Origin of the sequence: Paenibacillus sp. FSL H7-689 (assembly GCF_000517905.1) — a bacterium.
Classification (GTDB): Bacteria; Bacillota; Bacilli; order Paenibacillales; family Paenibacillaceae; genus Paenibacillus; species Paenibacillus amylolyticus.
In genome coordinates this window covers 35,981-57,629 of the sequence record NZ_ASPU01000008.1, presented here as the reverse complement: position 1 = coordinate 57,629, position 21,649 = coordinate 35,981, and the positions used below count along the sequence as shown (strand labels likewise).

The following is a 21,649-nucleotide window of genomic DNA, read 5'->3' as shown; positions in this document are numbered from 1 at the left end:
GCTAGGAGCGGACTTGCTCCGCCATTCCTTCAATCAGCACCTCAGCTACCTCAGGACGTGTAAATTCAGGTGGAGGGCACTGGCCGTCACGGAGCAACCCGCGTACTTTGGTGCCGGAAAGCGCCATATGATGTTCTTTATCATGTGGGCAAGTTTTACTCGATGCCATGTTTCCACATTTGGTACAGAAGAAACTATGTTCGAAGAACAACGGAGTGATCCCCAGTTCCTCTGCTGTAAAGTTAGTAAAGATCTCCTGTGCTTCATATGTTCCATAATAATCACCAACACCCGCATGGTCACGACCAACAATAAAGTGGGTACACCCGTAATTTTTGCGAACCATCGCATGGAAAATAGCTTCACGTGGACCAGCATACCGCATGGCTGCGGGGAACACACCAAGGAACGCACGATCAGCCGGGTAATAGTTCTCCAGTAATACCAGATAACTCTTCATCCGAACATCTGCAGGTACATCGTCCGACTTCGTCTCTCCAACAAGCGGATTCAGGAAGAGTGCATCTACAATCTCCATAGCGCTCTTCTGAATGTATTCATGAGCCCGATGGACCGGATTACGTGTCTGAAAACCAACTACGGTCTTCCAACCCTTCTCCTGAAAAATCTTCCGGGTATCTGCAGGATCATAATAGAATTCCTCAAATTTCGAAGGTTTTGGACGGTTCAACACTTGGATTGGACCTCCTACGTATGTTGCAGGACGCTCCAGAAGTTTTTTAACGCCCGGGTGCTCGGGATCATCTGTTTTGAATACACGCCGGGCTTCTTCACCCTGATCCACCTGGTATATACTTTGGACTTCGAGCAATCCATAAGTGACTCCATCTTGATCACCAACAAGTTTCACACGTTCACCAATCTGGAGGGATGCGGCTTGTTTATCGTCAACAGCAAGTGTAATCGGTATACTCCAGACTGTTCCATCGGCGAGACGCATGCGAGACACCACCGAAAGGTAATCTTCCTCATTCAAGAAACCTTGAAGTGGTGAGAACGCACCTACACCAATTAGATCCAAATCTGATATTGTCCAGGTATTAATACGCAAAGAGGATAAGTTTTTACTGTCTTGTAACAATTGCTCCCGTTCTTCTCCTTGTACGATACGTTGAACCAACGTACCTCCATGAGGCAGAATCGATGTCATCTTGTCAGCTCCTTGTATAGCTATTATTTATGAAGGCCACATTCCGTTTTATCATTACCAGACCAGCGTCCGGCACGTGGGTCCTCTCCAGGCATCACTTGACGTGTGCAATGCTCACAACCAATACTTGGGTAGTTCTGATCATGAAGAGGGTTATATAAAACGTTATTGTCACGAATATATTGCCATACATCCTCAGTCGTCCAGTGTGCAATCGGATTAAACTTCATCAGGCCAAATTTGGAATCATATTCAACCTTCTTTGAGTTTGCACGAGTTGGTGCTTGATCTCTACGTATACCTGTGATCCATGCATCATACTGAGAAAGAATACGTGTTAACGGTTCGACTTTGCGAATGTTACAGCACCCATTGGGATCAGACTTCCACAACTCTTCACCGTGCTCAGCTGCCTGCTCTTCCGGAGTAATCTTAGGAGACACACGTACAAATTCAAGATTGTAGTTCTCCTGCATCTTATCACGTGTTTCGTATGTTTCTTTAAAGTGAAAATCTGTATCCAGATAAAAAATATCTGTGGATGGGCTGATTTTCTGCACCATATCTACAAGTACAACATCTTCTGCACCAAAGCTACATGCAAAAGTGATATTTGGGAATGTTTCAATAGCATACCGAATAATATCCTCTGGACTAGCATGTTCCAGTTCCTCTGCCTTCGTCCGTGCCAAATCTTCTTTCTCCAACAAGTTCATCTGTGAATTTCCCCCATTCTGCAATTCAATACATCTTAAAGCCGACTAATCTAATATGAATTATGTTTAGTATAAATCTTTCATTGGGGATGTCAATGCCTGCCATATGGTAAAATAAATCAGTTTTTGCCCATTACTTATCGTCGCTCTCAAACATTATTTTGGTTCAATTTATCCATTTCTCTGTTAATGAGATAAAAACAATGATGTTGGCCCAGGTCATTAGACAGGTAAAAATACATCGCTTAGCCTGGGAAACCTTTGCTGTTACTGGGTTTGGACAGTTCTTGTCATCGAGAACTGCATCAAAAAAACACTGGGTGATTGAAAATAAAGGAAGAAAAGCTAAAGTTTTAAGGGGAGCAACGTTGCGAATTTTAGCTGTTGATATGTAAGGGACTTTTATCGTTTCCATAAGAAATACTGATAAGGTTTGCAATAAAGAATTAAGTGCAAAAACAGTAAGCCGAGTGCATTCAAGAAATCACGCATGAGTTCTAATCGATGATTATAAAAGAGCTGTTATAAAATGTGTGGTGAGTGGTGAGTGGTGAGTGCTGAGCGATGGGTATGAGCATATTCAATGATCTAAACGATTAGAGAGGTTCAGTAAAATGTGGATGTATTAACGTACATATTATAGGACTGTATTGAGGGACATTAAGGGCACATTGAAAAGGCAATGAAGGAAAAATGCAGAAGCTTGGGGAGAGACATCAGAAATATAAGAGCTACCGCATAAACTAATATAATATATGGCGTAATAATCATGAATATATAAAAAAGCCTTTGACCGAGGCCAAAGGCTTTTAATATTAACGTTTGGAGAACTGAGGTGCGCGACGAGCCGCTTTAAGACCGTATTTTTTACGTTCTTTCATACGTGGGTCACGAGTCAGGAATCCTGCTTTTTTCAGGGATGCACGGTATTCCGGATCTGCTTTGAGCAGAGCGCGGGAGATACCATGACGGATTGCGCCGGCTTGACCGGAGATTCCGCCACCATGAGCAATAACAAGAACGTCATAGTTGTTGAGCGTTTCTGTCAAGTTCAGTGGTTGTTTTACGATCAGTTTGAGTGTTTCCAAACCGAAGTATTCATTAATATCACGTTTATTGATGACAATGCGTCCTTCACCCGGTACAAGGCGAACACGTGCTACCGAATGTTTACGACGACCTGTCCCATAGTATTGTACTTGTGCCATGAAACTGTCCTCCTTTTAATTAACCGCGAAGTTCGTAAACTTCTGGTTTTTGTGCTGCATGTGGATGCTCAGTGCCTCTGTACGCTTTAAGTCTCAACTTCATTTTCTCGCCCATGCGAGTTTTAGGAAGCATACCGCGAACAGCCAATTCCAACATACGCTCAGGTTTGTTTTTAACCATCTCTTCAGCTGTAGTTACTTTCAAACCACCTGGGTGCATTGAGTGACGGTAGTATTTTTTACCTTGCATTTTCTTACCAGTCAATACGATTTTCTCAGCATTGATGATAACAACGAAATCGCCAGTGTCCACATGTGGAGTGAATTGTGGCTTGTGTTTGCCGCGAATCAAAGCTGCTGCTTCGCTCGCCAAACGTCCGAGGGTTTTGCCTTCAGCATCAATGATGTGCCATTGGCGCTCAACTTCGTTAGGCTTCGCCATGTACGTAGTACGCATGAAAAGTTCCTCCTTAAAATGTTCAAAATCATCATTTTCATTTATCTTCGTTCGTTAAGTTATAACTTTAGGTGTTGATGGATTGTAAATTTGATGTGAACCTCTTAATTGGGGCTGTGGGAAAGCCATTAAGAAAACACAACTTTTATATTACATGATAGGCGATTAAATCGCAAGTGTTAATTAAGCTTTTCACTCACCAAATTTAATCTTTTTTGTATTCAAGATCCCAGAGCATTAAACCGCAGCTAACTGCAGTAGGTCCTGCAGCAGATCGATTACATGCAGCAATCATATTTGGTACATCAGAGGCTTTCCGTTTGCCCTCTCCGATCTCCAGCAGTGTCCCTACAATGATACGAACCATATGCTGCAAAAAGCCGTTACCACTCACATAAATGTGAATGACACCCTGATCGCGCGGATGGTCTCTGCACATTGATCGGTCCACTTCCATCCATGCTTCATACACCGAACGGACATGATTCTCTTTCTGAGACTTGCGTGAAGCAAAAGAGGTAAAATCATACGTCCCTATGAAATGTCGTAAGCCCTCCTGCATTGCCATAATATCAAGCTTCGCATGATGATGATATTGCAGTCTTCTGTTGAATACATCCGGAAATTGATTCGCATTGACTGTATAACGATACGTTTTCTTTTTCGCTGCATAGCGAGAATGAAAATCAGCCGAAACTTCAATCGCATCAATAACGACAATATCGGAGGGTAATCTGGAGTTGAGTGCAATACACCAACGTTCAATCGGGATCTGGGACTCCGTAGGAAAATTGAAGATTTGTCTGCGGGCGTGAACACCTGCATCTGTTCGGCCTGAACCTGTAATTTTAACCTTCTCACCGGTTAAAGCACGAATCGCATCTTCAAGATGATCCTGAATGGTATTCCCACCCGGCTGTACTTGGAAGCCGAAATAGGCAGTGCCATCATAAGTTAACGTCATACATAAGTTCCGCATTATTACCACACCTTTGTTCCATACTATACATATCCCTATCCCGAACAGCAAAAGAAGCCCCTTACGGAGCTTCTATTACAGCACGAATTCCGAAATGAAGAGAAAAAAAGGGTTAATCCAGAACCGTTGATTCTGTCCCCTTTCCTCATCTCATCTGTTTTACGCGCGGTCTACCAGTTCCAAGTAAACCATTGGCGCTGCGTCACCACGACGAGGTCCCAGTTTCAAGATACGAGTGTATCCACCTGGACGCTCAGCGTAACGACCGGACAATTCGCTAAACAGTTTTTGGATTGCATCTTGCTCACCATCGATAGTTTCGCGGCGAACATAAGCTGCCACTTGGCGACGGGCATGAAGATCTCCCTTTTTCGCTTTAGTGATCAGTTTTTCAGCAATAGAGCGAACCTCTTTTGCTTTCGCTTCAGTTGTCTGAATGCGTTCGTATAAGAACAGGTCGGTTACCAGGTCACGGAACAAAGCTTTACGTGCGCTGGAATTACGGCCCAACTTTTGGTATGCCATTGTTTTCCCTCCTTCACTTCAAGCACTCGGCTGTCTATTCTTCTGTACGGAGTCCCAAACCAAGTTCCTCAAGCTTCTCTTGAACTTCTTCCAAAGACTTGCGTCCGAGGTTACGGACTTTCATCATGTCTTCTTCCGTTTTCGTAGTCAGCTCTTGCACGGTATTAATACCGGCACGTTTGAGGCAGTTGTAGGAACGAACAGAGAGATCCAGCTCTTCGATCGTCATTTCGAGTACTTTTTCTTTTTTGTCTTCTTCTTTTTCGACCATGATTTCTGCATCTTTCGCTTCGTCTGTAAGACCCACGAAGAGCATCAAATGCTCAGTCAAAATTTTAGCGCCGAGGCTTACAGCCTCTTCAGGACGAATACTTCCATCAGTCCAAACTTCCAACGTAAGCTTGTCATAGTTGGTCACTTGACCGACACGCGTATTTTCCACAGCGTAGTTAACGCGACTGATCGGGGTGAAGATGGAATCGACTGGGATGACGCCGATCGGCTGGTCATCGCGTTTATTCCGATCTGCCTGGACGTAGCCGCGACCGCGATTGGCAAAAATACGCATGTGAAGTCTCGAACCTGGTCCGAGCGTAGCAATGTGCAAATCCGGGTTAAGGATTTCCACATCGGAGTCAGCACGGATATCTCCAGCCGTAATTGCCCCTTCGCCTTCAGCATCAATCTCGAGCACTTTCTCCTCGTCTGAATGAATCTTAAGCGACAAAGCTTTCAGGTTAAGAATAACCTCCGTTACATCTTCCATTACGCCAGGAACTGTAGCAAATTCATGCAGAACGCCATCGATTTGAACCGAAGACACTGCCGCACCCGGCAGTGACGAGAGCAAGATTCGGCGAAGCGAGTTTCCAAGCGTCGTACCGTATCCGCGCTCAAGCGGTTCTACTACGAATTTCCCATAGGTGCCATCATCGTTGACGTCTACCGTCTCAATTTTCGGCTTTTCGATTTCAATCACTGCAATACCCCTCCTTCAAAACGTCGGTCCTCTATGAAACATTTACCTTCTCTTGCGAAAACATGTAGTAGTATGCCTAAACAACCATTATTAGCAGATTGTGCCGGAAATATACCACACGCAGGGGCAAATCTCATTAGACACGACGACGTTTTGGAGGACGGCATCCGTTATGCGGGACTGGAGTTACGTCTTTGATCAGGTTAACTTCAAGACCAGCAGCTTGCAAAGAGCGGATCGCTGCTTCACGGCCTGCGCCTGGTCCTTTAACCATAACCTCAACGGCTTTCATCCCATGTTCCATTGCAGCTTTGGCAGCAGTCTCAGCAGCCATTTGTGCAGCAAACGGAGTCGATTTACGGGAACCTCTGAATCCGAGGCCGCCGGAGCTTGCCCACGAAATTGCGTTTCCGTGAGGATCCGTAATAGTAACGATAGTGTTATTGAAAGTGGAACGGATATGCGCCACGCCAGATTCAATATTCTTACGGTCACGACGTTTAGTACGTACGACTTTTTTCGGTTTAGCCATTTTCTCTTATCCCCCCTTATTATTTCTTCTTGTTCGCTACTGTACGACGAGGACCTTTACGAGTACGAGCATTCGTTTTCGTACGTTGTCCACGAACAGGCAGACCACGACGATGACGAACTCCACGGTAACAACCGATCTCCGTCAAACGTTTAATATTCAAAGAGATTTCTCGACGCAGGTCACCTTCTACTTTGACCTCTTTATCGATACTTTCACGCAATTTGCTGACTTCATCTTCCGTCAAATCACGAACACGAGTGTCCGGATTGATGCCTGTTGTGCTCAGAATTTTCTGGGAAGTCGTTTTACCGATTCCGAAAATATAAGTCAAGGCGATCTCAACGCGCTTATCACGTGGCAAATCCACACCAGATATACGTGCCATTTTACGCTACACCCCCTTCTTTAACCTTGTTTTTGTTTGTGTTTCGGATTTTCACAGATAACCATAACATTCCCTTTGCGGCGAATGACTTTGCACTTTTCGCAAATCGGCTTGACCGAAGGTCTTACCTTCATGTGAATTACCTCCTCAAAGTTTTGCTAAGCAAAACCCTCTTCGTAAGCATTGACCTTGTTCTACTATTGTAAAACCGGCTTCGAAGCTTTCGCAAGTTTTGCCGGGCAAAACCCGCTACATAAGCTTCACAGTTCATTGCAACTGTCTACTACTATTTACGGTAAGTTATGCGACCTTTTGTTAAATCATAAGGCGACAACTGAACAACTACTTTGTCTCCAGTCAGGATACGGATAAAGTGCATCCGCAGTTTTCCGGAAACGTGAGCGAGAATTTGATGACCGTTCTCAAGCTCAACCTTGAATGTTGCATTCGGTAGCGGTTCGAGAACCGTACCTTCCACTTCAATGACATCTTCCTTAGCCATTAGTCAGTCTCCTTTCTCTTCAGCTTGAATGTTGGTGGATTCCAGAAATGAATGAACCGCGTAACGGAGCTTTCCATTTGTCACCCGACCACTCTCGTTTAAACTGTTCACAACCTCGCTGCTAATCATGGGCTGGAGCTCAAGATGAAGAAGATTCTTCTTCTTTGGTTGATCAAACTTACGTTTGTCTCCATCCGCAATATATACGAACTTACCGTCCGCTATAGCAACAATTACTGCGGCTTGGTCCGCATTGCGGCCTTTACGGATCTTCACAAGTTGACCGAGCTGCGGATTAGACTGACTGTTCATGCCTCATCACCTACGCATTCAGTTTCGTGAAAATTTCCATACCATCTGGTGTAACTGCTACGGTGTGTTCAAAGTGTGCACATAACTTACCATCAACCGTGACGACAGTCCAGTTATCTTCCAACGTTTTCACATACCGTCTACCTACGTTAACCATCGGCTCTATGGCCAGCACCATGCCCGCTTTAAGCCGTGGTCCCCGATCGGGAAGACCATAGTTCGGAATCTGTGGTTCTTCGTGCAGATCTGCGCCTATGCCGTGACCGACATATTCACGAACTACGGAGAACCCTTCATCTTCAATATATTTCTGAATCGCATGAGATATTGTAAACAAGCGAACGTCCGGTTTTACCAGCGCCAGACCTGCGTATAACGAAGCCTCGGTAACGTCCAGAAGACGACGGGCTTCTTCGGAAATACGGCCGACCGGATAAGTCCAGGCGGAATCTCCATGATACCCCTGGTACTGCGCGCCAATGTCAAACGTAACGATATCGCCCTCGTTCAACTTGCGTTTGCCGGGAAATCCATGTACCAACTCTTCATTGACTGAAGCGCACACACTGGCAGGGAAACCGTTATAACCTTTGAAAGACGGCACAGCTCCTTGACTGCGGATATATTGATCAGCCATATGGTCAAGTTCTCCAGTCGTAATACCGGGAGCGATATGCTCTGCCAAGAGACGATGCGTTTCCGCAACAATTCTCCCTGCTTCCCTCATCAAGCCCAGTTCCGTTTCGGACTTACCAATGATCATCAATTAACCTCTCAGTAAGGACACGATTTCTTGAGAAACTTGATCGATATCCTGTTCTCCGTTCATTTGACGAAGAAGACCTTTAGTCTCATAGAACGTGAGGAGTGGTGCTGTTTTGTTGATATACTCGTCCAGTCGTGTACCTACACTCTCTTCATTATCATCAGAGCGTTGATACAACTCACCAGCGCATTTATCACAAATACCTTCCTGCTTAGGCGGATTGAATACCACATGATAAGTGGAACCACAGTTTTTACAAATTCGACGACCCGTCAAACGAGCGAGCAATTTGTTGCGATCCACTTTCAGGTTGATTACATGATCGAGACCTGAGTTCAATCGATCCAGAATGCCATCGAGCGCTTCTGCTTGCGAAAGGGTTCTTGGAAATCCGTCCAAGAGGAAACCTTCTCTGCAGTCAGGCTGCTGCAAACGTTCTTCAACGATGCCAATGGTTACATCATCTGGTACAAGCAATCCTTGATCCATATATTCCTTGGCTTTCATGCCAATGGGAGTTCCCTGTTTGATCGCGAGACGAAATGCATCGCCTGTTGAGATATGGGGAATACCGAACTCTTTCACGATGACGTCTGCTTGCGTTCCTTTTCCTGCCCCCGGAGGGCCCATGAATAGGATGTTCACGTTATGTCACTCCCTCCAAGACTACCCTACATCAACAAACAGCACAATAGGTGCCGGCAAGTAAATCTTCACTCGACCGGTACCTATTGCCTATTTATTGATAAAACCTTTGTAGTGGCGTTTGATCAATTGGCTTTCGATTTGCTTCATCGTATCCAGCGCAACACCGATAACGATCAGGAGGGATGTTCCTCCAATTTGCGCAGATTGAGGCAAACCAGACAGTGCCCCCAAGATTACAGGCAGAACGGAAATGACTGCCAAGAACATGGCACCGGCCATTGTCAAACGAGTCATGACACGGGTCAGATATTTCTCGGTTGCTTTACCCGGGCGAATGCCTGGGATGTAACCGCCGTTCTTTTTCATATTATCAGCCATCTGCTGTGGATTCATCTGTACGAAAGTATAGAAGAATGTGAAACCGAAGATCATCACGACATACAACAACATACCCAGAGGTTTGTGTGTAGTCAGGTTCTGTCCGATCCACTGTGCCCAAAGGCGATCTGCCCAGAAGTTGGCGATGATCGTCGGGAACATCAACAACGATGATGCGAAGATGACAGGGATAACACCTGCTGCATTAATTTTCAGCGGGATATGTGTATTCTGTCCACCGTACATTTTGTTACCTACGACACGTTTAGCGTACTGTACCGGAATTTTCCGAATCGCCTGCTGAATGTAAATGACCCCTATGATGATCAACACAATAACAATTGCGATGATAACACCTTTAAGAATATTCATAAACAGTTGGTCAGGTTGAATGAAGTCGGATTCGATCGTTTGTTTGATAATGTTAGGCACCGTAGATAGGATACCCGCAAAGATCAAGATCGAAATCCCGTTTCCTATGCCCTTCTCGGTGATCTGCTCACCAAGCCACATCAGGAATGAAGTACCGGCCGTAAGTACAATCGCGATCAAGATATAATCTGCAAATGTAGCGTTAGGAATCATGTCTGTATTGTACAAGCGGTTGAATCCGATCGACGTACCAAACGCTTGAATCAATGCCAGGCCAATCGTTAAATAACGGGTCAATTGTGCAGATTTCTTCTTACCTTGTTCACCTTGCTTTGCCCACTCCGCTAATTTAGGAATAACGTCCATGGAAAGCAACTGTACTATGATAGACGCAGTGATGTAAGGCACGATCCCGAGCGCAAATATCGAGAACTGGAAGAGCGCTCCACCCGAGAACGTATTGAGAAGTCCAAAAACTTCTTTACCCGCAGAATTTGTCGCTTCGAACACATCTTTGTTAACTCCCGGTACGGGAACAAAGGAGCCGATGCGGTAAATGATCAGTACAAAAAGGGTAAATAATACCCTTTTGCGCAGATCTTCAACCCGCCAGATATTCTTTAGGGTCTTGAACATTAAATCACCTCGGTTGTACCGCCGGCAGCTTCAATTTTCTCAATAGCAGATTGAGAAAACTTGTTAGCTTTAACAGTCAGCTTCACAGTGACATCACCGTTACCCAGGATTTTGATTCCGGATTTAGCGTTTTTAACTACGCCGTTCGTCATCAAGAATTCTGGAGTTACTTCAGTACCCGCAGCAAAACTGTTCAGGTCTTCAGTATTCACAACTGCATATTCTTTGCGAGTTGGGTTTACAAAACCACGTTTTGGCAAGCGACGATACAATGGATTTTGTCCACCTTCGAAGCCTGGACGTACTCCACCGCCAGAACGAGAATTTTGTCCTTTGTGACCGCGACCTGATGTTTTACCTGTACCACTACTTGGACCGCGACCAAGACGTTTACGTTCTTTGCGGGATCCAGGAGATGGTGAAAGCTCATGTAACTTCATCGTTCGTTGCACCTCCTTAAAGATTTGTGGGATTAACCCGATATTAAGCTTCTACTTCTTTAACAGCAACCAAGTGGCTTACTTTGTTAATCATACCACGGATGGCAGGATTATCGTTTTGTACCACTTTGCTATTGATTTTGCGCAAACCCAATGTTTTCACAGTTGTTCTTTGCGTCTCCGGACGTCCGATCAAGCTGCGGACGAGGGTAATTTCTAATTTAGCCATGAGAATTCCCTCCTTAACCCAGAAGCTCTTCGACGGATTTTCCGCGCAGTTTAGCCACGTCTTCAGCACGCTTCAAACGGGACAAACCTTCCAAAGTCGCATTGACCATGTTCATGGAATTCGAAGAACCCAGAGATTTTGTCAAAATGTCACCTACACCAGCAAGTTCGAGAACCGCACGTACAGGACCACCAGCGATAACACCAGTACCTTCAGATGCTGGTTTCAACAGCACGCGTCCTGCGCCGAACTTACCTGTTACCAAGTGAGGAATCGATGTTCCTACGAGTGGAACGTGTACAAGGTTTTTCTTAGCGTCTTCAATACCTTTGCGAATTGCATCAGGTACTTCGCCCGCTTTACCGATACCAGCTCCAACCCAGCCGTTGCCGTCGCCGACTACAACCAGTGCGCTAAAGCTGAAACGGCGTCCGCCTTTTACTACTTTAGCTACGCGATTAATATTTACAACTCTTTCAGTCAGTTCCAAAGTATTCGGATCTACACGCAAGTCGTTAACCTCCTTTTGAAAAATATCTTAAAACTCAAGTCCTGCTTCACGAGCCGCTTCAGCCAATGCTGCGATACGACCATGGTACAGATAACCGCTACGGTCAAATACGATGTTGGAAACACCTTTGTCTTTCGCACGTTTAGCAACGAGTTCGCCAACTTTACGAGCTGATTCAACAGATGCACCATTTTTGATGTCAGTGCTCAATTCTTTGTCTACGGTAGACGCGGAAGCGATTGTTACACCAGCAACATCATCGATGATTTGAGCATACATATGTTTACCAGAACGGAATACGTTCAAACGAGGACGTGCTGCCGTTCCTTGGATTTTCTTACGAACACGAAGGTGTCTTTTCAGACGAGCCTTATTTTTATCTGGTTTCGTAATCATCTCAAAGATTCACTCCTTTCAGGTTACCTCGCTGGCTTCAAAGCAGAAGCCACGGGGTATATTAGAAACACACGAAGCAAGCAAGCCGAAAGCCGCGCAAAGGCGGTAAGAGAAATCTTATTTCTTCTTACCGGCTTTACCTTCCTTACGGATGATACGCTCGCCTTCATATTTAATACCTTTACCTTTGTACGGCTCAGGTTCACGTACGGAACGGATTTTAGCAGCGTAAGCACCTACACGCTCTTTGTCAATTCCGCGAACGATGATTTTTGTATTCGAAGGTACTTCGAATTCGATTCCCGCTTCCGGTGTAATTTCAACCGGGTGAGAGTAACCAACGTTCAGAACGATTTTATCTCCGGATTTGCTTGCACGATATCCGACCCCAACCAATTCCAGAGATTTCGCGAATCCTTCAGTAACGCCGCTCACCATATTGTTTACAACGCTACGCGTTGTGCCGTGCAAAGAACGGTGAGTTTTGTTATCGGAAGGACGCACAACTGTGATTTCGTTATTTTCAACTGTAACCTTCATGTCTTTATGAAGCTCACGAGTCAAAGTTCCTTTAGGTCCTTTTACCGTAATAACGGTGTTGTCCAGGGTGATGTCTACACCACTTGGTACTGTGATTGGTTTGCGACCAATACGAGACATATGTTGCACCTCCTATCTTGTGACGTTATATTACCAAACGTAGCAAACGACTTCTCCGCCGGATTTCGATTGACGAGCTTCTTTGTCCGTCATGATACCTTTAGATGTCGAGATGATCGCGATTCCCAGGCCACCAAGTACACGAGGTACTTCGTTGCTTTTCGTGTAAACACGAAGACCAGGTTTACTGATTCTTTTCAGACCAGTGATAACGCGCTCGTTATTTTGACCGTATTTCAGGAAAACACGGATAATCCCTTGTTTGTTATCATCGATAACTTCAGCGTCACGGATGAAACCTTCACGCTTCAGGATATCGGCGATTTGTTTTTTCATTGTTGAAGCAGGCATTTCTACCGTTTCGTGACGAACAGTGTTCGCGTTACGAATACGAGTAAGCATATCTGCAATTGGATCAGACATAGTCATTGTGAGTTAACCTCCTTCCCGTTCAGGACTTTTTACCAGCTTGCTTTTTTCACGCCAGGGATCTGGCCTTTATAAGCTAATTCACGGAAACAAATTCTGCAAATTTTGAACTTTTGCAGGACCGAATGTGGACGTCCGCAACGCTCACAGCGTGTATATGCACGTACTTTAAACTTAGGTGTACGTTGTTGTTTAACTTTCATCGAAGTTTTTGCCACTTAGCCTGACACCTCCTAAATAATTTCGGAGAAAAGGGAGTCTTTCCAGACACCCGGAAACGTTATGCCAACATTACTTAACGAAAGGCATTCCCATTTGCGTAAGCAATTCACGGGACTCTTCGTCTGTTTTCGCCGTTGTTACAATGACAATATCCATACCGCGGACTTTATCAACTTTATCGTATTCGATCTCCGGGAAGATCAATTGCTCTTTCAGACCCAGTGTATAGTTACCACGTCCATCAAAAGCATTACTCGATACACCGCGGAAGTCGCGGACACGAGGAAGCGTTACGTTGAGCAGCTTATCTAGGAAGAAGTACATACGCTCACCGCGTAATGTAACTTTCGCACCGATAGGCATATTCTCACGCAGTTTGAAACCTGCGATAGATTTTTTAGCACGAGTGATTACAGGTTTTTGACCCGCGATCAGTTGCAAATCGTTTACTGCAGAATCCAACACTTTAGAGTTTTGGACAGCATCGCCCACACCCATGTTGATAACGATTTTCTCGATTTTCGGCACTTGCATTACCGTTGTATAGTTAAACTTCTGCATCAAAGCAGGAGCGATTTCTTGCAGGTAACGTTCTTTCATTCTTGATGCCATGAATCATAGCCCTCCTTTCTCATTCGGTTCAATTAGTCGATAATTTCTCCGGAACGTTTAGCAACGCGCACTTTCTTACCGTTATCCAAAACTTTGTAACCTACACGGGTTACTTTTCCGCTCTTCGGATCGATGTGCATTACGTTGGAAACGTGAATCGGAGCTTCCTTCTCGATAATGCCGCCTTGCGGATTTTGCTGGTTAGGCTTCTGGTGTTTTTTCACCATGTTAACACCTTCCACAAGGACGCGGTTCTCACGAGGATAAGCAGCGATGACACGGCCTTTTTTACCTTTGTCTTTACCGCTGATCACCATAACCGTATCTTCCTTTTTAACGTGAAGTTTGTTGTTATGGGATTCCAGAACTTTTTTCACTCTTGGCATTTCGTACACCTCCTGTTTCTAACATCACGAGATTAAGCTTTAGATAACTTCTGGAGCCAAGGAAACGATTTTCATGAAGTCTTTATCGCGAAGTTCGCGAGCAACTGGTCCGAAAATACGTGTTCCACGTGGGCTTCTGTCGTCTTTTACAACAACCGCTGCATTTTCATCAAAACCGATGTAGGAACCGTCTTTACGACGTACAGAACGTTTCGTACGAACGACAACCGCTCTAACTACATCACCTTTTTTGACAACGCCGCCTGGTGTTGCTTGTTTAACAGAACAAACGATCAGATCACCGATTTGAGCTGTACGACGTCCCGTACCGCCGAGTACGCGGATACACATCAGTTCCTTCGCACCGGAGTTGTCGGCCACAGTCAAACGTGTAAATGGTTGAATCATTTAGTATTCCTCCTTTCAGCAATGCTGCTGATGCATTAGATGATAACCGCTTTTTCTACGATTTCAGTAAGTCTCCAGCGTTTATCTTTCGAAAGCGGACGAGTCTCCATGATTTTCACCGTGTCACCGATTTTCGCAGTGTTTTCTTCGTCATGCGCTTTGAATTTTTTAGTAACCTTAATGCGTTTATGGTACAAGTTGTGTTTTTTGTAAGTTTCTACAGCAACAACAATCGTTTTGTCCATTTTATCGCTGACCACTTTACCAGTTTGCACTTTACGTGCGTTACGTTCTTCGCTCATTGTTGGCCTCCTTCCTGATTACGGACGGATTGTCCATCCTATCCCTAATTAACCGATTCCCAATTCTCTCTCACGGATAATGGTTTTAGCACGAGCTATTTCTTTCCGCACATCACGGATGCGAGTCGGGTTATCCAGCTGACCGGTAGCTAATTGAAAGCGGAGGTTAAAGAGTTCTTCTTTAAATCCGGCAATCTTTTGCTCGATTTCAGCAGAGGTTAGGTTGCGAAATTCACTAGCTTTCATTTGCTTCACCACCCAATTCTTCACGTTTCACGAACTTCGTTTTGATTGGCAGTTTGTGAGCGGCAAGACGCATTGCTTCGCGTGCAATTTCCTCCGGTACACCAGCAAGTTCAAACATGATCTTACCTGGTTTCACTACTGCAACCCATTTTTCTACGTTACCTTTACCGCTACCCATCCGAACCTCGAGAGGCTTTTGAGTGATTGGTTTGTCTGGGAAAATTTTGATCCAAACTTTACCACCACGTTTGATGTAACGAGTCATCGCAATACGAGCCGCTTCGATTTGACGGTTCGTAATCCAAGCCGGTTCCGTAGCTTGCAGACCGTATTCGCCAAAGTTCAGAGTCGTTCCGCCTTTAGCTTGGCCTTTCATATGTCCACGTTGTTGCTTACGGTGTTTTACGCGTTTTGGTACCAACATGATTAGTTGCCTCCTTCCTTAGCAGCTTGTTTCTTAGCCGTAGGAAGAACCTCTCCACGATAGATCCATACTTTTACGCCGATAAGTCCGTAAGTAGTATGAGCCTCTGCTGTACCGTAGTCAATGTCAGCACGCAGTGTGTGCAGTGGAACAGTTCCTTCGCTGTAGCCTTCAGAACGTGCGATCTCAGCACCGCCAAGACGTCCGCCTACTTGAGTTTTGATACCTTTAGCACCGGAGCGCATAGTTCTTTGAATTGCTTGTTTCAGAGCACGACGGAAAGAAACACGACGTTCCAATTGTTGTGCAATGCTTTCAGCTACAAGAACAGCGTCCAAGTCTTGGTTCTTAATTTCAGAAATGTTGATGTGTACTTTTTTACCGCCAGCAATTTTCGTAATTTGGTTACGAAGATTTTCAACTTCCGAACCACCCTTACCAATAACCATACCTGGTTTAGCAGTGTGAATCGTTACGTTTACGCGGTTAGCCGCTCTCTCAATTTCTACACGAGATAAAGCGGAGTCTTTCAATTTATTTTTCAGGAATTCACGAATTCTCACGTCTTCCATCAAAAGATCACCGAAGTCTTTGCCTGCATACCACTTAGATTCCCAGTCACGGATAATTCCGACACGGAGTCCGACTGGATTTACCTTTTGGCCCACACATTTCCCCTCCTTCTACTTCTCAGATACCACCAAAGTAATGTGGCTAGTACGTTTGTTAATACGACTTGCACGTCCCATTGCACGAGGGCGGAAACGTTTCATTGTCGGTCCTTGGTTCACGTAAGCTTGCGAGATAACCAATTTGTTAACATCCAAAGAATAGTTATGTTCCGCATTCGCAATAGCGGAGTTAAGCAACTTCTCAACGATTGGAGAAGCAGATTTCGGAGTGTGACGGAGAATGGCAACCGCCTCACCTACTTGCTTGCCACGAATCAAGTCAACAACGAGTTGAGCTTTACGAGGAGCAATCCGGATAAACTTAGCATGTGCTTTTGCTTCCATTGTGTAACCTCCTTTCAAACATTAAAGATATTCATTTATCTTCTTGTTTTCTTATCATCAGCAGTATGGCCTTTGTACGTACGGGTTGGAGCGAACTCACCCAGTTTGTGTCCGACCATGTCCTCAGTTACATACACTGGCACGTGTTTACGACCATCGTAAACGCCAAATGTGTGTCCGATGAATTGCGGGAAAATTGTAGAACGACGGGACCAGGTTTTGATCACATTCTTCTTACCTGAAGCTTCCATCTCTTCTACCTTTTTAAGCATGTAGCCATCAATGAATGGCCCTTTTTTCAAACTGCGACCCATGTGGAGATCCTCCCTTCAAACATAGCTATTATGCATCCGCAGATGCCTCACGAAGTTATGCACAGTGTGTATTACTTCGTGCGGCGGCGAATGATGTATTTATCAGAAGCTTTATTTTTCTTACGCGTTTTGTAACCAAGTGTAGGTTTACCCCATGGTGACATTGGCGATTTACGTCCGATTGGAGCACGACCTTCACCACCACCGTGTGGGTGATCGTTAGGGTTCATTACTACACCACGAACCTCAGGACGTTTACCCAACCAACGGCTACGACCGGCTTTACCGATTTTGATGAGCTCGTGGTCTTGGTTACCTACAGATCCGATTGTCGCGCGGCAAACTTTCAAAATACGACGAACTTCTCCGGAAGAGAGACGAACGGAAACGTATTTTTCTTCTTTACCAAGCAATTGAGCTTCTGTACCAGCAGCACGAACCAATTGTCCGCCTTTACCTGGTTTCAACTCGATGTTGTGGATAACGGTACCTACTGGAATGTTTTCGAGTGGCAGTGCGTTACCGATTTTGATGTCTGATTCAGGTCCGGAGAACACTTGATCTCCAACTTTCAAACCTTTAGGAGCGATGATATAACGCTTTTCACCATCAGCATAGTGAATCAGAGCGATGTTGGATGTACGGTTCGGGTCATACTCAATCGTAGCAACGCGGCCCGGTATTCCATCTTTAGTACGTTTGAAGTCAATGATACGGTATTTACGTTTGTGTCCACCACCATGGTGACGAACTGTAATTTTACCTTGGTTGTTGCGGCCTGCTTGTTTGCTCAACGGGGCCAACAACGATTTCTCCGGCTGATTTGTGGTGATTTCCTCAAATGTAGAAACGGACATGTTCCGTCTTGCCGGGGATGTTGGTTTATACTTTTTGATTGGCACTGGGTTTCCCTCCTTACTTCAAAAATTCAATTATACAGTTTCAAAGAACTCAAGCGTTTTGCTGTCTTTTGTCAACGTTACAAACGCTTTTTTCCATTCGCTAGTATATCCGGAATAACGTCCGTACCGTTTCGGCTTAGCTGGAACACGAAGCGTGTTCACGTTTTTCACTTTTACATTGAAAATAGCTTCTACTGCCTTTTTGATCTCGGTTTTGTTTGCACGGATATCGACTTCAAATACATATTTCAAGTCGTTCATCATGTCAGCAGTACGTTCCGTAATAATCGGACGTTTTACAATATCACGAGGATCCTTCATTACGCGAGCACCTCCTCTACCTTCTGAACTGCTTCTTTCGTAATGATCAATTTGTCGTGCGAGAGCACGTCAAGAACATTAATACCGTCAGCAGCTACGAATTTCACGCCTGGAATATTCCGTGCGGAAAGAGCTACATTATCATCATAGCTAGGAGCTACGATCAAAGCTTTGCGTCCCACTTTTAGGTTACTCAAGATGGCTGCAAATTCTTTAGTTTTAGGCGTGCTCAACGTGAGAGCGTCCAAAACGATAATGTCATTGTCAAGCACTTTGGATGAAAGGGCTGATTTGATCGCCAAGCGGCGAACTTTCTTAGGCAGTTTATACGCATAGCTCCGTGGTGTTGGACCAAATACGATACCGCCGCCTTTCCATTGTGGTGAACGAATTGAACCTTGACGAGCGCGACCTGTACCTTTTTGTTTCCAAGGCTTACGTCCACCGCCACGAACTTCAGAACGTCCTTTTACTTTGTGGGTACCTTGACGAAGGGAAGCGCGTTGCATAAGAACTGCATCGTACAGAACGTGTTGGTTCGGCTCAATTCCGAAAACCGCATCGTTCAATTCAACTTCGCCTACTTGGCTACCATCTACATTGTAAACTGATACTTTTGGCATTTTGTGTTCCTCCTTTCTTCAGTGGTTATTTTTTCACCGTTTCTTTAACTCTAATGAGACTGTTTTTCGGTCCAGGAATGGAACCTTTCACGAGCAACACGTTACGCTCAGCGTCTACTTTAACTACTTCAAGACGTTGGATTGTAATAGTATCATGTCCCATGTGTCCTGGCAGGCGTTTGCCTTTAGGAACGCGGTTAGCTTGGATCGAACCCATTGAACCAGGGCCACGGTGGTAACGCGAACCGTGTGACATAGGTCCAGTGCTTTGTCCCCAACGTTTGATAACGCCGGCAAAACCTTTACCTTTAGAAATACCCGTTACGTCAACGAATTCGCCTTCAGCGAAAATGTCAGCTTTCAGTTCTTGGCCAACTTCATATTCTGCGATGTTGATACCGCGAACTTCACGAACGTAGCGCTTAGGGGCAGTGTTCGCTTTTTTAGCGTGACCTGCTTCTGGCTTGTTAGCATTTTTCTCTTTCTTATCGGAGTAACCGATTTGAATTGCTTCGTAGCCATCGTTCTCAATGTCTTTCTTTTGCAAAACAACACAAGGGCCTGCTTCGATAACCGTTACTGGAACGACGTTACCTTCAGGAGTAAATACTTGAGTCATTCCGAGTTTTTTTCCTAAGATTGCTTTCATGTTGACACCTCTTTTCCTTTATACATGGTCTTTGTTGTAGCTTGTATTACAATTTAATTTCGATATCTACACCGGACGGCAGATCCAAGCGCATCAAGGCATCCACAGTTTGTGGAGTCGGGTTAACGATGTCGATCAAACGTTTATGTGTACGTTGTTCGAATTGTTCCCGAGAATCCTTGTACTTGTGCACCGCACGAAGAATAGTAATGATTTGTTTTTCAGTAGGAAGCGGAATCGGACCGGATACACCAGCACCCGAACGTTTTGCTGTTTCAACAATTTTCTCCGCGGATTGATCAAGAATTCTGTGGTCGTAAGCTTTCAAACGAATACGAATTTTTTGCTTTGCCATTTTAGTCCCTCCTTCTATCGCCCAATTTTTTATCGGACATACTCCGTGAAAATTTTCTAGCCACTCTCCCATGGCAAAGGGGCCGGGTGTGCCAGTAACCTCTCACATCATCGCAACGTCACAGAACAACATTCATTATTATATAGAAAAGATAGGCGTATTGCAAGCATATTTAAGAAAAACATTTAAACTTATCTTTTCTGATGAAATGACTTCGTTTATTGCAGTGTTAATCTTCAATATCCAGGCTGCCTTGCCAATCCTTCTAAACACGTAAATGATGTTCATTTCGTATGACGCAGGTTCCGAACTTTAAACATAATAAAAGAGTTCTCTATCCGATGTCGGATAAAGAACTCTTCCGAAGCTTCGTTACAATACAATGTTACTCGTTCCAGTACACTGTTACATATGCTTTATTCAGCGTTAAGCCAAATTATTTTTGGATAGATGCTACGGAACCGGCACCTACTGTACGTCCGCCTTCACGAATGGAGAATTTAGTTCCTTCTTCAATCGCGATTGGGGAGATCAGGGAAACAGTAACAGTGATGTTATCACCAGGCATTACCATTTCAGTACCTTCAGGCAAGTTGATGATGCCTGTTACGTCAGTTGTACGGAAGTAGAACTGTGGACGGTAACCAGTGAAGAATGGTTTGTGACGTCCGCCCTCTTCTTTAGTCAGAACGTAGATTTGAGCTGTGAATTCTGTGTGTGGCTTAACAGAACCTGGTTTTGCAAGTACTTGACCACGCTCGATTTGAGTACGGTCAACACCACGCAACAATGCACCGATGTTGTCACCCGCTTGAGCGGAATCCAACAATTTACGGAACATCTCAACGCCTGTTACAACGGATTTTTTAGTTTCTTCAGTGATACCAACGATTTCGATCTCTTCGCCGACTTTAACAGTACCACGCTCTACACGGCCAGTAGCAACAGTACCACGACCAGTGATGGAGAATACGTCCTCGACAGGCATCAAGAAAGGCTTGTCAGTTTGACGCTCAGGCAGTGGGATGTAAGTGTCGATCTCTTTGAACATCTCAACGATTTTTTGAGCCCATTCGCCATCTGGGTTTGCCAGAGCTTCACGAGCGGATCCACGAGTGATTGGAGTATCGTCACCTGGGAACTCATATTCGTTAAGAAGGTCGCGAACTTCCATCTCAACCAATTCCAACAACTCTTCGTCTTCAACCATGTCACATTTGTTCAAGAACACAACAATGTAAGGTACGCCTACTTGACGGGAGAGCAAGATGTGCTCACGAGTTTGTGGCATTGGGCCGTCTGCTGCGGATACTACCAAGATAGCTCCATCCATTTGAGCCGCGCCAGTGATCATGTTTTTAACATAGTCGGCGTGACCAGGGCAGTCAACGTGAGCGTAGTGACGAGTGTCAGTTTCGTACTCAACGTGTGATGTGGAGATTGTGATACCGCGTTCGCGCTCTTCTGGAGCTTTGTCGATTTGGTCGAATGCAATTGCAGCACCACCGTAAGTTTTGGACAATACAGTTGTGATTGCAGCAGTCAGAGTTGTTTTACCGTGATCGACGTGACCAATAGTACCGATGTTAACGTGGGGTTTATTACGTTCGTATTTAGCCTTTGCCATTTGAACGT

General features: G+C 44.9%; 38 protein-coding genes. 1 reads left to right on the top strand and 37 read right to left on the bottom strand.

The features are described 5' to 3' along the window. Position 1: 1 nt before the first annotated feature. Both sat and C170_RS05695 read right to left on the bottom strand, forming a co-directional pair. On the bottom strand, positions 2 to 1,171 hold the full coding sequence (sat, locus tag C170_RS05700) for a sulfate adenylyltransferase (protein ID WP_036607210.1): 1,170 nt from the start codon (positions 1,169 to 1,171) through the stop codon (positions 2 to 4). Positions 1,172 to 1,194: 23 nt separating this feature from the next. Beyond that, entirely contained in the window at positions 1,195 to 1,887 is a 693-nt protein-coding gene (locus tag C170_RS05695) for a phosphoadenylyl-sulfate reductase (RefSeq protein ID WP_036607207.1), read from the bottom strand. A 203-nt stretch (positions 1,888 to 2,090) separates the two neighbouring features. Here C170_RS05695 and C170_RS05690 point away from each other — a divergent pair, with 203 nt between their 5' ends. Then, positions 2,091 to 2,282, top strand: coding sequence for a hypothetical protein (locus C170_RS05690; protein WP_036607204.1), 192 nt, complete (start codon positions 2,091 to 2,093; stop codon positions 2,280 to 2,282). A 420-nt stretch (positions 2,283 to 2,702) separates the two neighbouring features. Here the strand turns inward: C170_RS05690 and rpsI are convergent, their stop codons facing one another. The 35 genes from rpsI to tuf all read right to left on the bottom strand — a co-directional run bounded on the left by rpsI (position 2,703) and on the right by tuf (position 21,641). Continuing rightward, positions 2,703 to 3,095 (bottom strand): 30S ribosomal protein S9, encoded by a 393-nt coding sequence (rpsI, locus tag C170_RS05685; protein ID WP_017692105.1) that lies wholly within the window; start codon positions 3,093 to 3,095, stop codon positions 2,703 to 2,705. Between the two features lie 19 nt (positions 3,096 to 3,114). Continuing rightward, positions 3,115 to 3,552, bottom strand: coding sequence for a 50S ribosomal protein L13 (gene rplM, locus C170_RS05680; protein WP_024633564.1), 438 nt, complete (start codon positions 3,550 to 3,552; stop codon positions 3,115 to 3,117). A 205-nt stretch (positions 3,553 to 3,757) separates the two neighbouring features. Beyond that, positions 3,758 to 4,531 carry a tRNA pseudouridine(38-40) synthase TruA gene (truA, locus tag C170_RS05675; protein WP_017692103.1) on the bottom strand — a complete coding sequence of 258 codons (774 nt, stop codon included), beginning with the start codon at positions 4,529 to 4,531 and terminating at the stop codon, positions 3,758 to 3,760. Positions 4,532 to 4,690: 159 nt separating this feature from the next. Continuing rightward, a complete protein-coding gene (gene rplQ, locus C170_RS05670; RefSeq protein ID WP_017692102.1) occupies positions 4,691 to 5,056 on the bottom strand; it encodes a 50S ribosomal protein L17 in 366 nt (121 codons plus the stop codon). A gap of 34 nt (positions 5,057 to 5,090) precedes the next feature. Then, positions 5,091 to 6,035: a DNA-directed RNA polymerase subunit alpha gene (locus C170_RS05665; protein WP_017692101.1), complete on the bottom strand. Its 945-nt coding sequence runs from the start codon at positions 6,033 to 6,035 to the stop codon at positions 5,091 to 5,093. Between the two features lie 136 nt (positions 6,036 to 6,171). Continuing rightward, positions 6,172 to 6,567 (bottom strand): 30S ribosomal protein S11, encoded by a 396-nt coding sequence (rpsK, locus tag C170_RS05660; protein ID WP_017692100.1) that lies wholly within the window; start codon positions 6,565 to 6,567, stop codon positions 6,172 to 6,174. 19 nt (positions 6,568 to 6,586) lie between these two features. After that, complete coding sequence (gene rpsM, locus C170_RS05655) at positions 6,587 to 6,955, bottom strand: 30S ribosomal protein S13 (RefSeq protein WP_036607200.1); 369 nt, start codon at positions 6,953 to 6,955, stop codon at positions 6,587 to 6,589. A gap of 20 nt (positions 6,956 to 6,975) precedes the next feature. Then, positions 6,976 to 7,089, bottom strand: coding sequence for a 50S ribosomal protein L36 (gene rpmJ, locus C170_RS05650; protein WP_003333770.1), 114 nt, complete (start codon positions 7,087 to 7,089; stop codon positions 6,976 to 6,978). A 152-nt stretch (positions 7,090 to 7,241) separates the two neighbouring features. After that, positions 7,242 to 7,457, bottom strand: coding sequence for a translation initiation factor IF-1 (infA, locus tag C170_RS05645; RefSeq protein WP_017692098.1), 216 nt, complete (start codon positions 7,455 to 7,457; stop codon positions 7,242 to 7,244). Positions 7,458 to 7,460: 3 nt separating this feature from the next. After that, positions 7,461 to 7,769, bottom strand: coding sequence for a KOW domain-containing RNA-binding protein (locus tag C170_RS05640; protein ID WP_036607194.1), 309 nt, complete (start codon positions 7,767 to 7,769; stop codon positions 7,461 to 7,463). Positions 7,770 to 7,779: 10 nt separating this feature from the next. Then, positions 7,780 to 8,532 (bottom strand): type I methionyl aminopeptidase, encoded by a 753-nt coding sequence (gene map, locus C170_RS05635; protein WP_036607191.1) that lies wholly within the window; start codon positions 8,530 to 8,532, stop codon positions 7,780 to 7,782. 3 nt (positions 8,533 to 8,535) lie between these two features. Continuing rightward, on the bottom strand, positions 8,536 to 9,180 hold the full coding sequence (locus C170_RS05630; protein ID WP_036607188.1) for an adenylate kinase: 645 nt from the start codon (positions 9,178 to 9,180) through the stop codon (positions 8,536 to 8,538). A gap of 90 nt (positions 9,181 to 9,270) precedes the next feature. After that, the gene (gene secY, locus C170_RS05625) at positions 9,271 to 10,569 is read right to left on the bottom strand and encodes a preprotein translocase subunit SecY (RefSeq protein ID WP_017692094.1); all 1,299 of its coding nucleotides are present in this window, start codon (positions 10,567 to 10,569) and stop codon (positions 9,271 to 9,273) included. Beyond that, the gene (gene rplO, locus C170_RS05620; protein WP_017692093.1) at positions 10,569 to 11,009 is read right to left on the bottom strand and encodes a 50S ribosomal protein L15; all 441 of its coding nucleotides are present in this window, start codon (positions 11,007 to 11,009) and stop codon (positions 10,569 to 10,571) included. Before rplO ends, secY begins: the two co-directional genes overlap by 1 nt. A 43-nt stretch (positions 11,010 to 11,052) precedes the next feature. Then, on the bottom strand, positions 11,053 to 11,238 hold the full coding sequence (gene rpmD, locus C170_RS05615; protein ID WP_017692092.1) for a 50S ribosomal protein L30: 186 nt from the start codon (positions 11,236 to 11,238) through the stop codon (positions 11,053 to 11,055). A 13-nt stretch (positions 11,239 to 11,251) separates the two neighbouring features. Continuing rightward, the gene (rpsE, locus tag C170_RS05610) at positions 11,252 to 11,749 is read right to left on the bottom strand and encodes a 30S ribosomal protein S5 (protein WP_017692091.1); all 498 of its coding nucleotides are present in this window, start codon (positions 11,747 to 11,749) and stop codon (positions 11,252 to 11,254) included. 27 nt (positions 11,750 to 11,776) lie between these two features. Further along, entirely contained in the window at positions 11,777 to 12,145 is a 369-nt protein-coding gene (gene rplR, locus C170_RS05605) for a 50S ribosomal protein L18 (protein ID WP_017692090.1), read from the bottom strand. A 117-nt stretch (positions 12,146 to 12,262) separates the two neighbouring features. Further along, positions 12,263 to 12,805 carry a 50S ribosomal protein L6 gene (gene rplF / locus C170_RS05600; RefSeq protein ID WP_017692089.1) on the bottom strand — a complete coding sequence of 181 codons (543 nt, stop codon included), beginning with the start codon at positions 12,803 to 12,805 and terminating at the stop codon, positions 12,263 to 12,265. A gap of 30 nt (positions 12,806 to 12,835) precedes the next feature. Then, positions 12,836 to 13,234 (bottom strand): 30S ribosomal protein S8, encoded by a 399-nt coding sequence (gene rpsH, locus C170_RS05595; protein WP_017692088.1) that lies wholly within the window; start codon positions 13,232 to 13,234, stop codon positions 12,836 to 12,838. 32 nt (positions 13,235 to 13,266) lie between these two features. Further along, positions 13,267 to 13,452 (bottom strand): type Z 30S ribosomal protein S14, encoded by a 186-nt coding sequence (locus C170_RS05590; protein ID WP_013312154.1) that lies wholly within the window; start codon positions 13,450 to 13,452, stop codon positions 13,267 to 13,269. Positions 13,453 to 13,525: 73 nt separating this feature from the next. Then, positions 13,526 to 14,068 (bottom strand): 50S ribosomal protein L5, encoded by a 543-nt coding sequence (gene rplE / locus C170_RS05585; RefSeq protein ID WP_017692087.1) that lies wholly within the window; start codon positions 14,066 to 14,068, stop codon positions 13,526 to 13,528. Between the two features lie 32 nt (positions 14,069 to 14,100). Then, positions 14,101 to 14,454 carry a 50S ribosomal protein L24 gene (rplX, locus tag C170_RS05580; RefSeq protein ID WP_017692086.1) on the bottom strand — a complete coding sequence of 118 codons (354 nt, stop codon included), beginning with the start codon at positions 14,452 to 14,454 and terminating at the stop codon, positions 14,101 to 14,103. 39 nt (positions 14,455 to 14,493) lie between these two features. Next, positions 14,494 to 14,862 carry a 50S ribosomal protein L14 gene (gene rplN / locus C170_RS05575; RefSeq protein ID WP_017692085.1) on the bottom strand — a complete coding sequence of 123 codons (369 nt, stop codon included), beginning with the start codon at positions 14,860 to 14,862 and terminating at the stop codon, positions 14,494 to 14,496. 35 nt (positions 14,863 to 14,897) lie between these two features. Next, positions 14,898 to 15,164: a 30S ribosomal protein S17 gene (rpsQ, locus tag C170_RS05570; RefSeq protein WP_017692084.1), complete on the bottom strand. Its 267-nt coding sequence runs from the start codon at positions 15,162 to 15,164 to the stop codon at positions 14,898 to 14,900. 48 nt (positions 15,165 to 15,212) lie between these two features. Next, positions 15,213 to 15,410 carry a 50S ribosomal protein L29 gene (gene rpmC / locus C170_RS05565; protein ID WP_017692083.1) on the bottom strand — a complete coding sequence of 66 codons (198 nt, stop codon included), beginning with the start codon at positions 15,408 to 15,410 and terminating at the stop codon, positions 15,213 to 15,215. Continuing rightward, on the bottom strand, positions 15,400 to 15,834 hold the full coding sequence (rplP, locus tag C170_RS05560; RefSeq protein WP_017692082.1) for a 50S ribosomal protein L16: 435 nt from the start codon (positions 15,832 to 15,834) through the stop codon (positions 15,400 to 15,402). The genes rpmC and rplP overlap by 11 nt, the downstream gene beginning before the upstream one ends. Before the next feature lie 2 nt (positions 15,835 to 15,836). Further along, the gene (gene rpsC / locus C170_RS05555; protein ID WP_036607182.1) at positions 15,837 to 16,502 is read right to left on the bottom strand and encodes a 30S ribosomal protein S3; all 666 of its coding nucleotides are present in this window, start codon (positions 16,500 to 16,502) and stop codon (positions 15,837 to 15,839) included. Positions 16,503 to 16,517: 15 nt separating this feature from the next. Next, positions 16,518 to 16,850 carry a 50S ribosomal protein L22 gene (gene rplV, locus C170_RS05550; protein WP_036607180.1) on the bottom strand — a complete coding sequence of 111 codons (333 nt, stop codon included), beginning with the start codon at positions 16,848 to 16,850 and terminating at the stop codon, positions 16,518 to 16,520. Between the two features lie 35 nt (positions 16,851 to 16,885). Further along, positions 16,886 to 17,164 (bottom strand): 30S ribosomal protein S19, encoded by a 279-nt coding sequence (gene rpsS / locus C170_RS05545; protein WP_017692079.1) that lies wholly within the window; start codon positions 17,162 to 17,164, stop codon positions 16,886 to 16,888. 71 nt (positions 17,165 to 17,235) lie between these two features. Beyond that, on the bottom strand, positions 17,236 to 18,066 hold the full coding sequence (gene rplB, locus C170_RS05540) for a 50S ribosomal protein L2 (protein WP_017692078.1): 831 nt from the start codon (positions 18,064 to 18,066) through the stop codon (positions 17,236 to 17,238). Positions 18,067 to 18,096: 30 nt separating this feature from the next. Beyond that, positions 18,097 to 18,387, bottom strand: coding sequence for a 50S ribosomal protein L23 (rplW, locus tag C170_RS05535; protein ID WP_017692077.1), 291 nt, complete (start codon positions 18,385 to 18,387; stop codon positions 18,097 to 18,099). After that, positions 18,387 to 19,010 carry a 50S ribosomal protein L4 gene (gene rplD / locus C170_RS05530; protein ID WP_017692076.1) on the bottom strand — a complete coding sequence of 208 codons (624 nt, stop codon included), beginning with the start codon at positions 19,008 to 19,010 and terminating at the stop codon, positions 18,387 to 18,389. The genes rplW and rplD overlap by 1 nt, the downstream gene beginning before the upstream one ends. Positions 19,011 to 19,035: 25 nt before the next feature. Continuing rightward, positions 19,036 to 19,659, bottom strand: a complete 624-nt coding sequence (rplC, locus tag C170_RS05525; RefSeq protein WP_017692075.1) for a 50S ribosomal protein L3 — start codon at positions 19,657 to 19,659, stop codon at positions 19,036 to 19,038. A 46-nt stretch (positions 19,660 to 19,705) separates the two neighbouring features. Next, positions 19,706 to 20,014 carry a 30S ribosomal protein S10 gene (gene rpsJ, locus C170_RS05520; protein WP_017692074.1) on the bottom strand — a complete coding sequence of 103 codons (309 nt, stop codon included), beginning with the start codon at positions 20,012 to 20,014 and terminating at the stop codon, positions 19,706 to 19,708. Positions 20,015 to 20,450: 436 nt separating this feature from the next. Continuing rightward, positions 20,451 to 21,641 (bottom strand): elongation factor Tu, encoded by a 1,191-nt coding sequence (gene tuf, locus C170_RS05515; protein ID WP_017692073.1) that lies wholly within the window; start codon positions 21,639 to 21,641, stop codon positions 20,451 to 20,453. Positions 21,642 to 21,649 lie beyond the last annotated feature (8 nt).

Excerpts from the sequence above, each read along its gene's own strand:
- secY (WP_017692094.1), bottom strand. The coding sequence starts at position 10,569 with ATGTTCAAGACCCTAAAGAATATCTGGCGGGTTGAAGATCTGCGCAAA.
- rplV (WP_036607180.1), bottom strand. The coding sequence starts at position 16,850 with ATGGAAGCAAAAGCACATGCTAAGTTTATCCGGATTGCTCCTCGTAAA.
- C170_RS05695 (WP_036607207.1), bottom strand. The coding sequence starts at position 1,887 with ATGAACTTGTTGGAGAAAGAAGATTTGGCACGGACGAAGGCAGAGGAA.
- rpsM (WP_036607200.1), bottom strand. The coding sequence starts at position 6,955 with ATGGCACGTATATCTGGTGTGGATTTGCCACGTGATAAGCGCGTTGAG.
- rplC (WP_017692075.1), bottom strand. The coding sequence starts at position 19,659 with ATGAAAGCAATCTTAGGAAAAAAACTCGGAATGACTCAAGTATTTACT.
- rplW (WP_017692077.1), bottom strand. The coding sequence starts at position 18,387 with ATGAAGGATCCTCGTGATATTGTAAAACGTCCGATTATTACGGAACGT.
- rplX (WP_017692086.1), bottom strand. The coding sequence starts at position 14,454 with ATGCCAAGAGTGAAAAAAGTTCTGGAATCCCATAACAACAAACTTCAC.
- rplO (WP_017692093.1), bottom strand. The coding sequence starts at position 11,009 with ATGAAGTTACATGAGCTTTCACCATCTCCTGGATCCCGCAAAGAACGT.
- C170_RS05690 (WP_036607204.1), top strand. The coding sequence starts at position 2,091 with ATGATGTTGGCCCAGGTCATTAGACAGGTAAAAATACATCGCTTAGCC.
- rplM (WP_024633564.1), bottom strand. The coding sequence starts at position 3,552 with ATGCGTACTACGTACATGGCGAAGCCTAACGAAGTTGAGCGCCAATGG.
- rpsQ (WP_017692084.1), bottom strand. The coding sequence starts at position 15,164 with ATGAGCGAAGAACGTAACGCACGTAAAGTGCAAACTGGTAAAGTGGTC.
- rplD (WP_017692076.1), bottom strand. The coding sequence starts at position 19,010 with ATGCCAAAAGTATCAGTTTACAATGTAGATGGTAGCCAAGTAGGCGAA.
- rpmJ (WP_003333770.1), bottom strand. The coding sequence starts at position 7,089 with ATGAAGGTAAGACCTTCGGTCAAGCCGATTTGCGAAAAGTGCAAAGTC.
- rplN (WP_017692085.1), bottom strand. The coding sequence starts at position 14,862 with ATGATTCAACCATTTACACGTTTGACTGTGGCCGACAACTCCGGTGCG.
- truA (WP_017692103.1), bottom strand. The coding sequence starts at position 4,531 with ATGCGGAACTTATGTATGACGTTAACTTATGATGGCACTGCCTATTTC.
- rpmD (WP_017692092.1), bottom strand. The coding sequence starts at position 11,238 with ATGGCTAAATTAGAAATTACCCTCGTCCGCAGCTTGATCGGACGTCCG.
- infA (WP_017692098.1), bottom strand. The coding sequence starts at position 7,457 with ATGGCTAAGGAAGATGTCATTGAAGTGGAAGGTACGGTTCTCGAACCG.
- rpsJ (WP_017692074.1), bottom strand. The coding sequence starts at position 20,014 with ATGGCAAAGCAAAAAATTCGTATTCGTTTGAAAGCTTACGACCACAGA.
- rplP (WP_017692082.1), bottom strand. The coding sequence starts at position 15,834 with ATGTTGGTACCAAAACGCGTAAAACACCGTAAGCAACAACGTGGACAT.
- tuf (WP_017692073.1), bottom strand. The coding sequence starts at position 21,641 with ATGGCAAAGGCTAAATACGAACGTAATAAACCCCACGTTAACATCGGT.
- rpsI (WP_017692105.1), bottom strand. The coding sequence starts at position 3,095 with ATGGCACAAGTACAATACTATGGGACAGGTCGTCGTAAACATTCGGTA.
- map (WP_036607191.1), bottom strand. The coding sequence starts at position 8,532 with ATGATCATTGGTAAGTCCGAAACGGAACTGGGCTTGATGAGGGAAGCA.
- rpsK (WP_017692100.1), bottom strand. The coding sequence starts at position 6,567 with ATGGCTAAACCGAAAAAAGTCGTACGTACTAAACGTCGTGACCGTAAG.
- rplR (WP_017692090.1), bottom strand. The coding sequence starts at position 12,145 with ATGATTACGAAACCAGATAAAAATAAGGCTCGTCTGAAAAGACACCTT.
- sat (WP_036607210.1), bottom strand. The coding sequence starts at position 1,171 with ATGACATCGATTCTGCCTCATGGAGGTACGTTGGTTCAACGTATCGTA.
- rpsH (WP_017692088.1), bottom strand. The coding sequence starts at position 13,234 with ATGACTATGTCTGATCCAATTGCAGATATGCTTACTCGTATTCGTAAC.
- C170_RS05640 (WP_036607194.1), bottom strand. The coding sequence starts at position 7,769 with ATGAACAGTCAGTCTAATCCGCAGCTCGGTCAACTTGTGAAGATCCGT.
- rplF (WP_017692089.1), bottom strand. The coding sequence starts at position 12,805 with ATGTCTCGTATTGGTCGCAAACCAATCACAGTACCAAGTGGTGTAGAC.
- rpsS (WP_017692079.1), bottom strand. The coding sequence starts at position 17,164 with ATGGGTCGCAGTTTGAAAAAAGGGCCATTCATTGATGGCTACATGCTT.
- rplE (WP_017692087.1), bottom strand. The coding sequence starts at position 14,068 with ATGGCATCAAGAATGAAAGAACGTTACCTGCAAGAAATCGCTCCTGCT.
- rpmC (WP_017692083.1), bottom strand. The coding sequence starts at position 15,410 with ATGAAAGCTAGTGAATTTCGCAACCTAACCTCTGCTGAAATCGAGCAA.
- rplQ (WP_017692102.1), bottom strand. The coding sequence starts at position 5,056 with ATGGCATACCAAAAGTTGGGCCGTAATTCCAGCGCACGTAAAGCTTTG.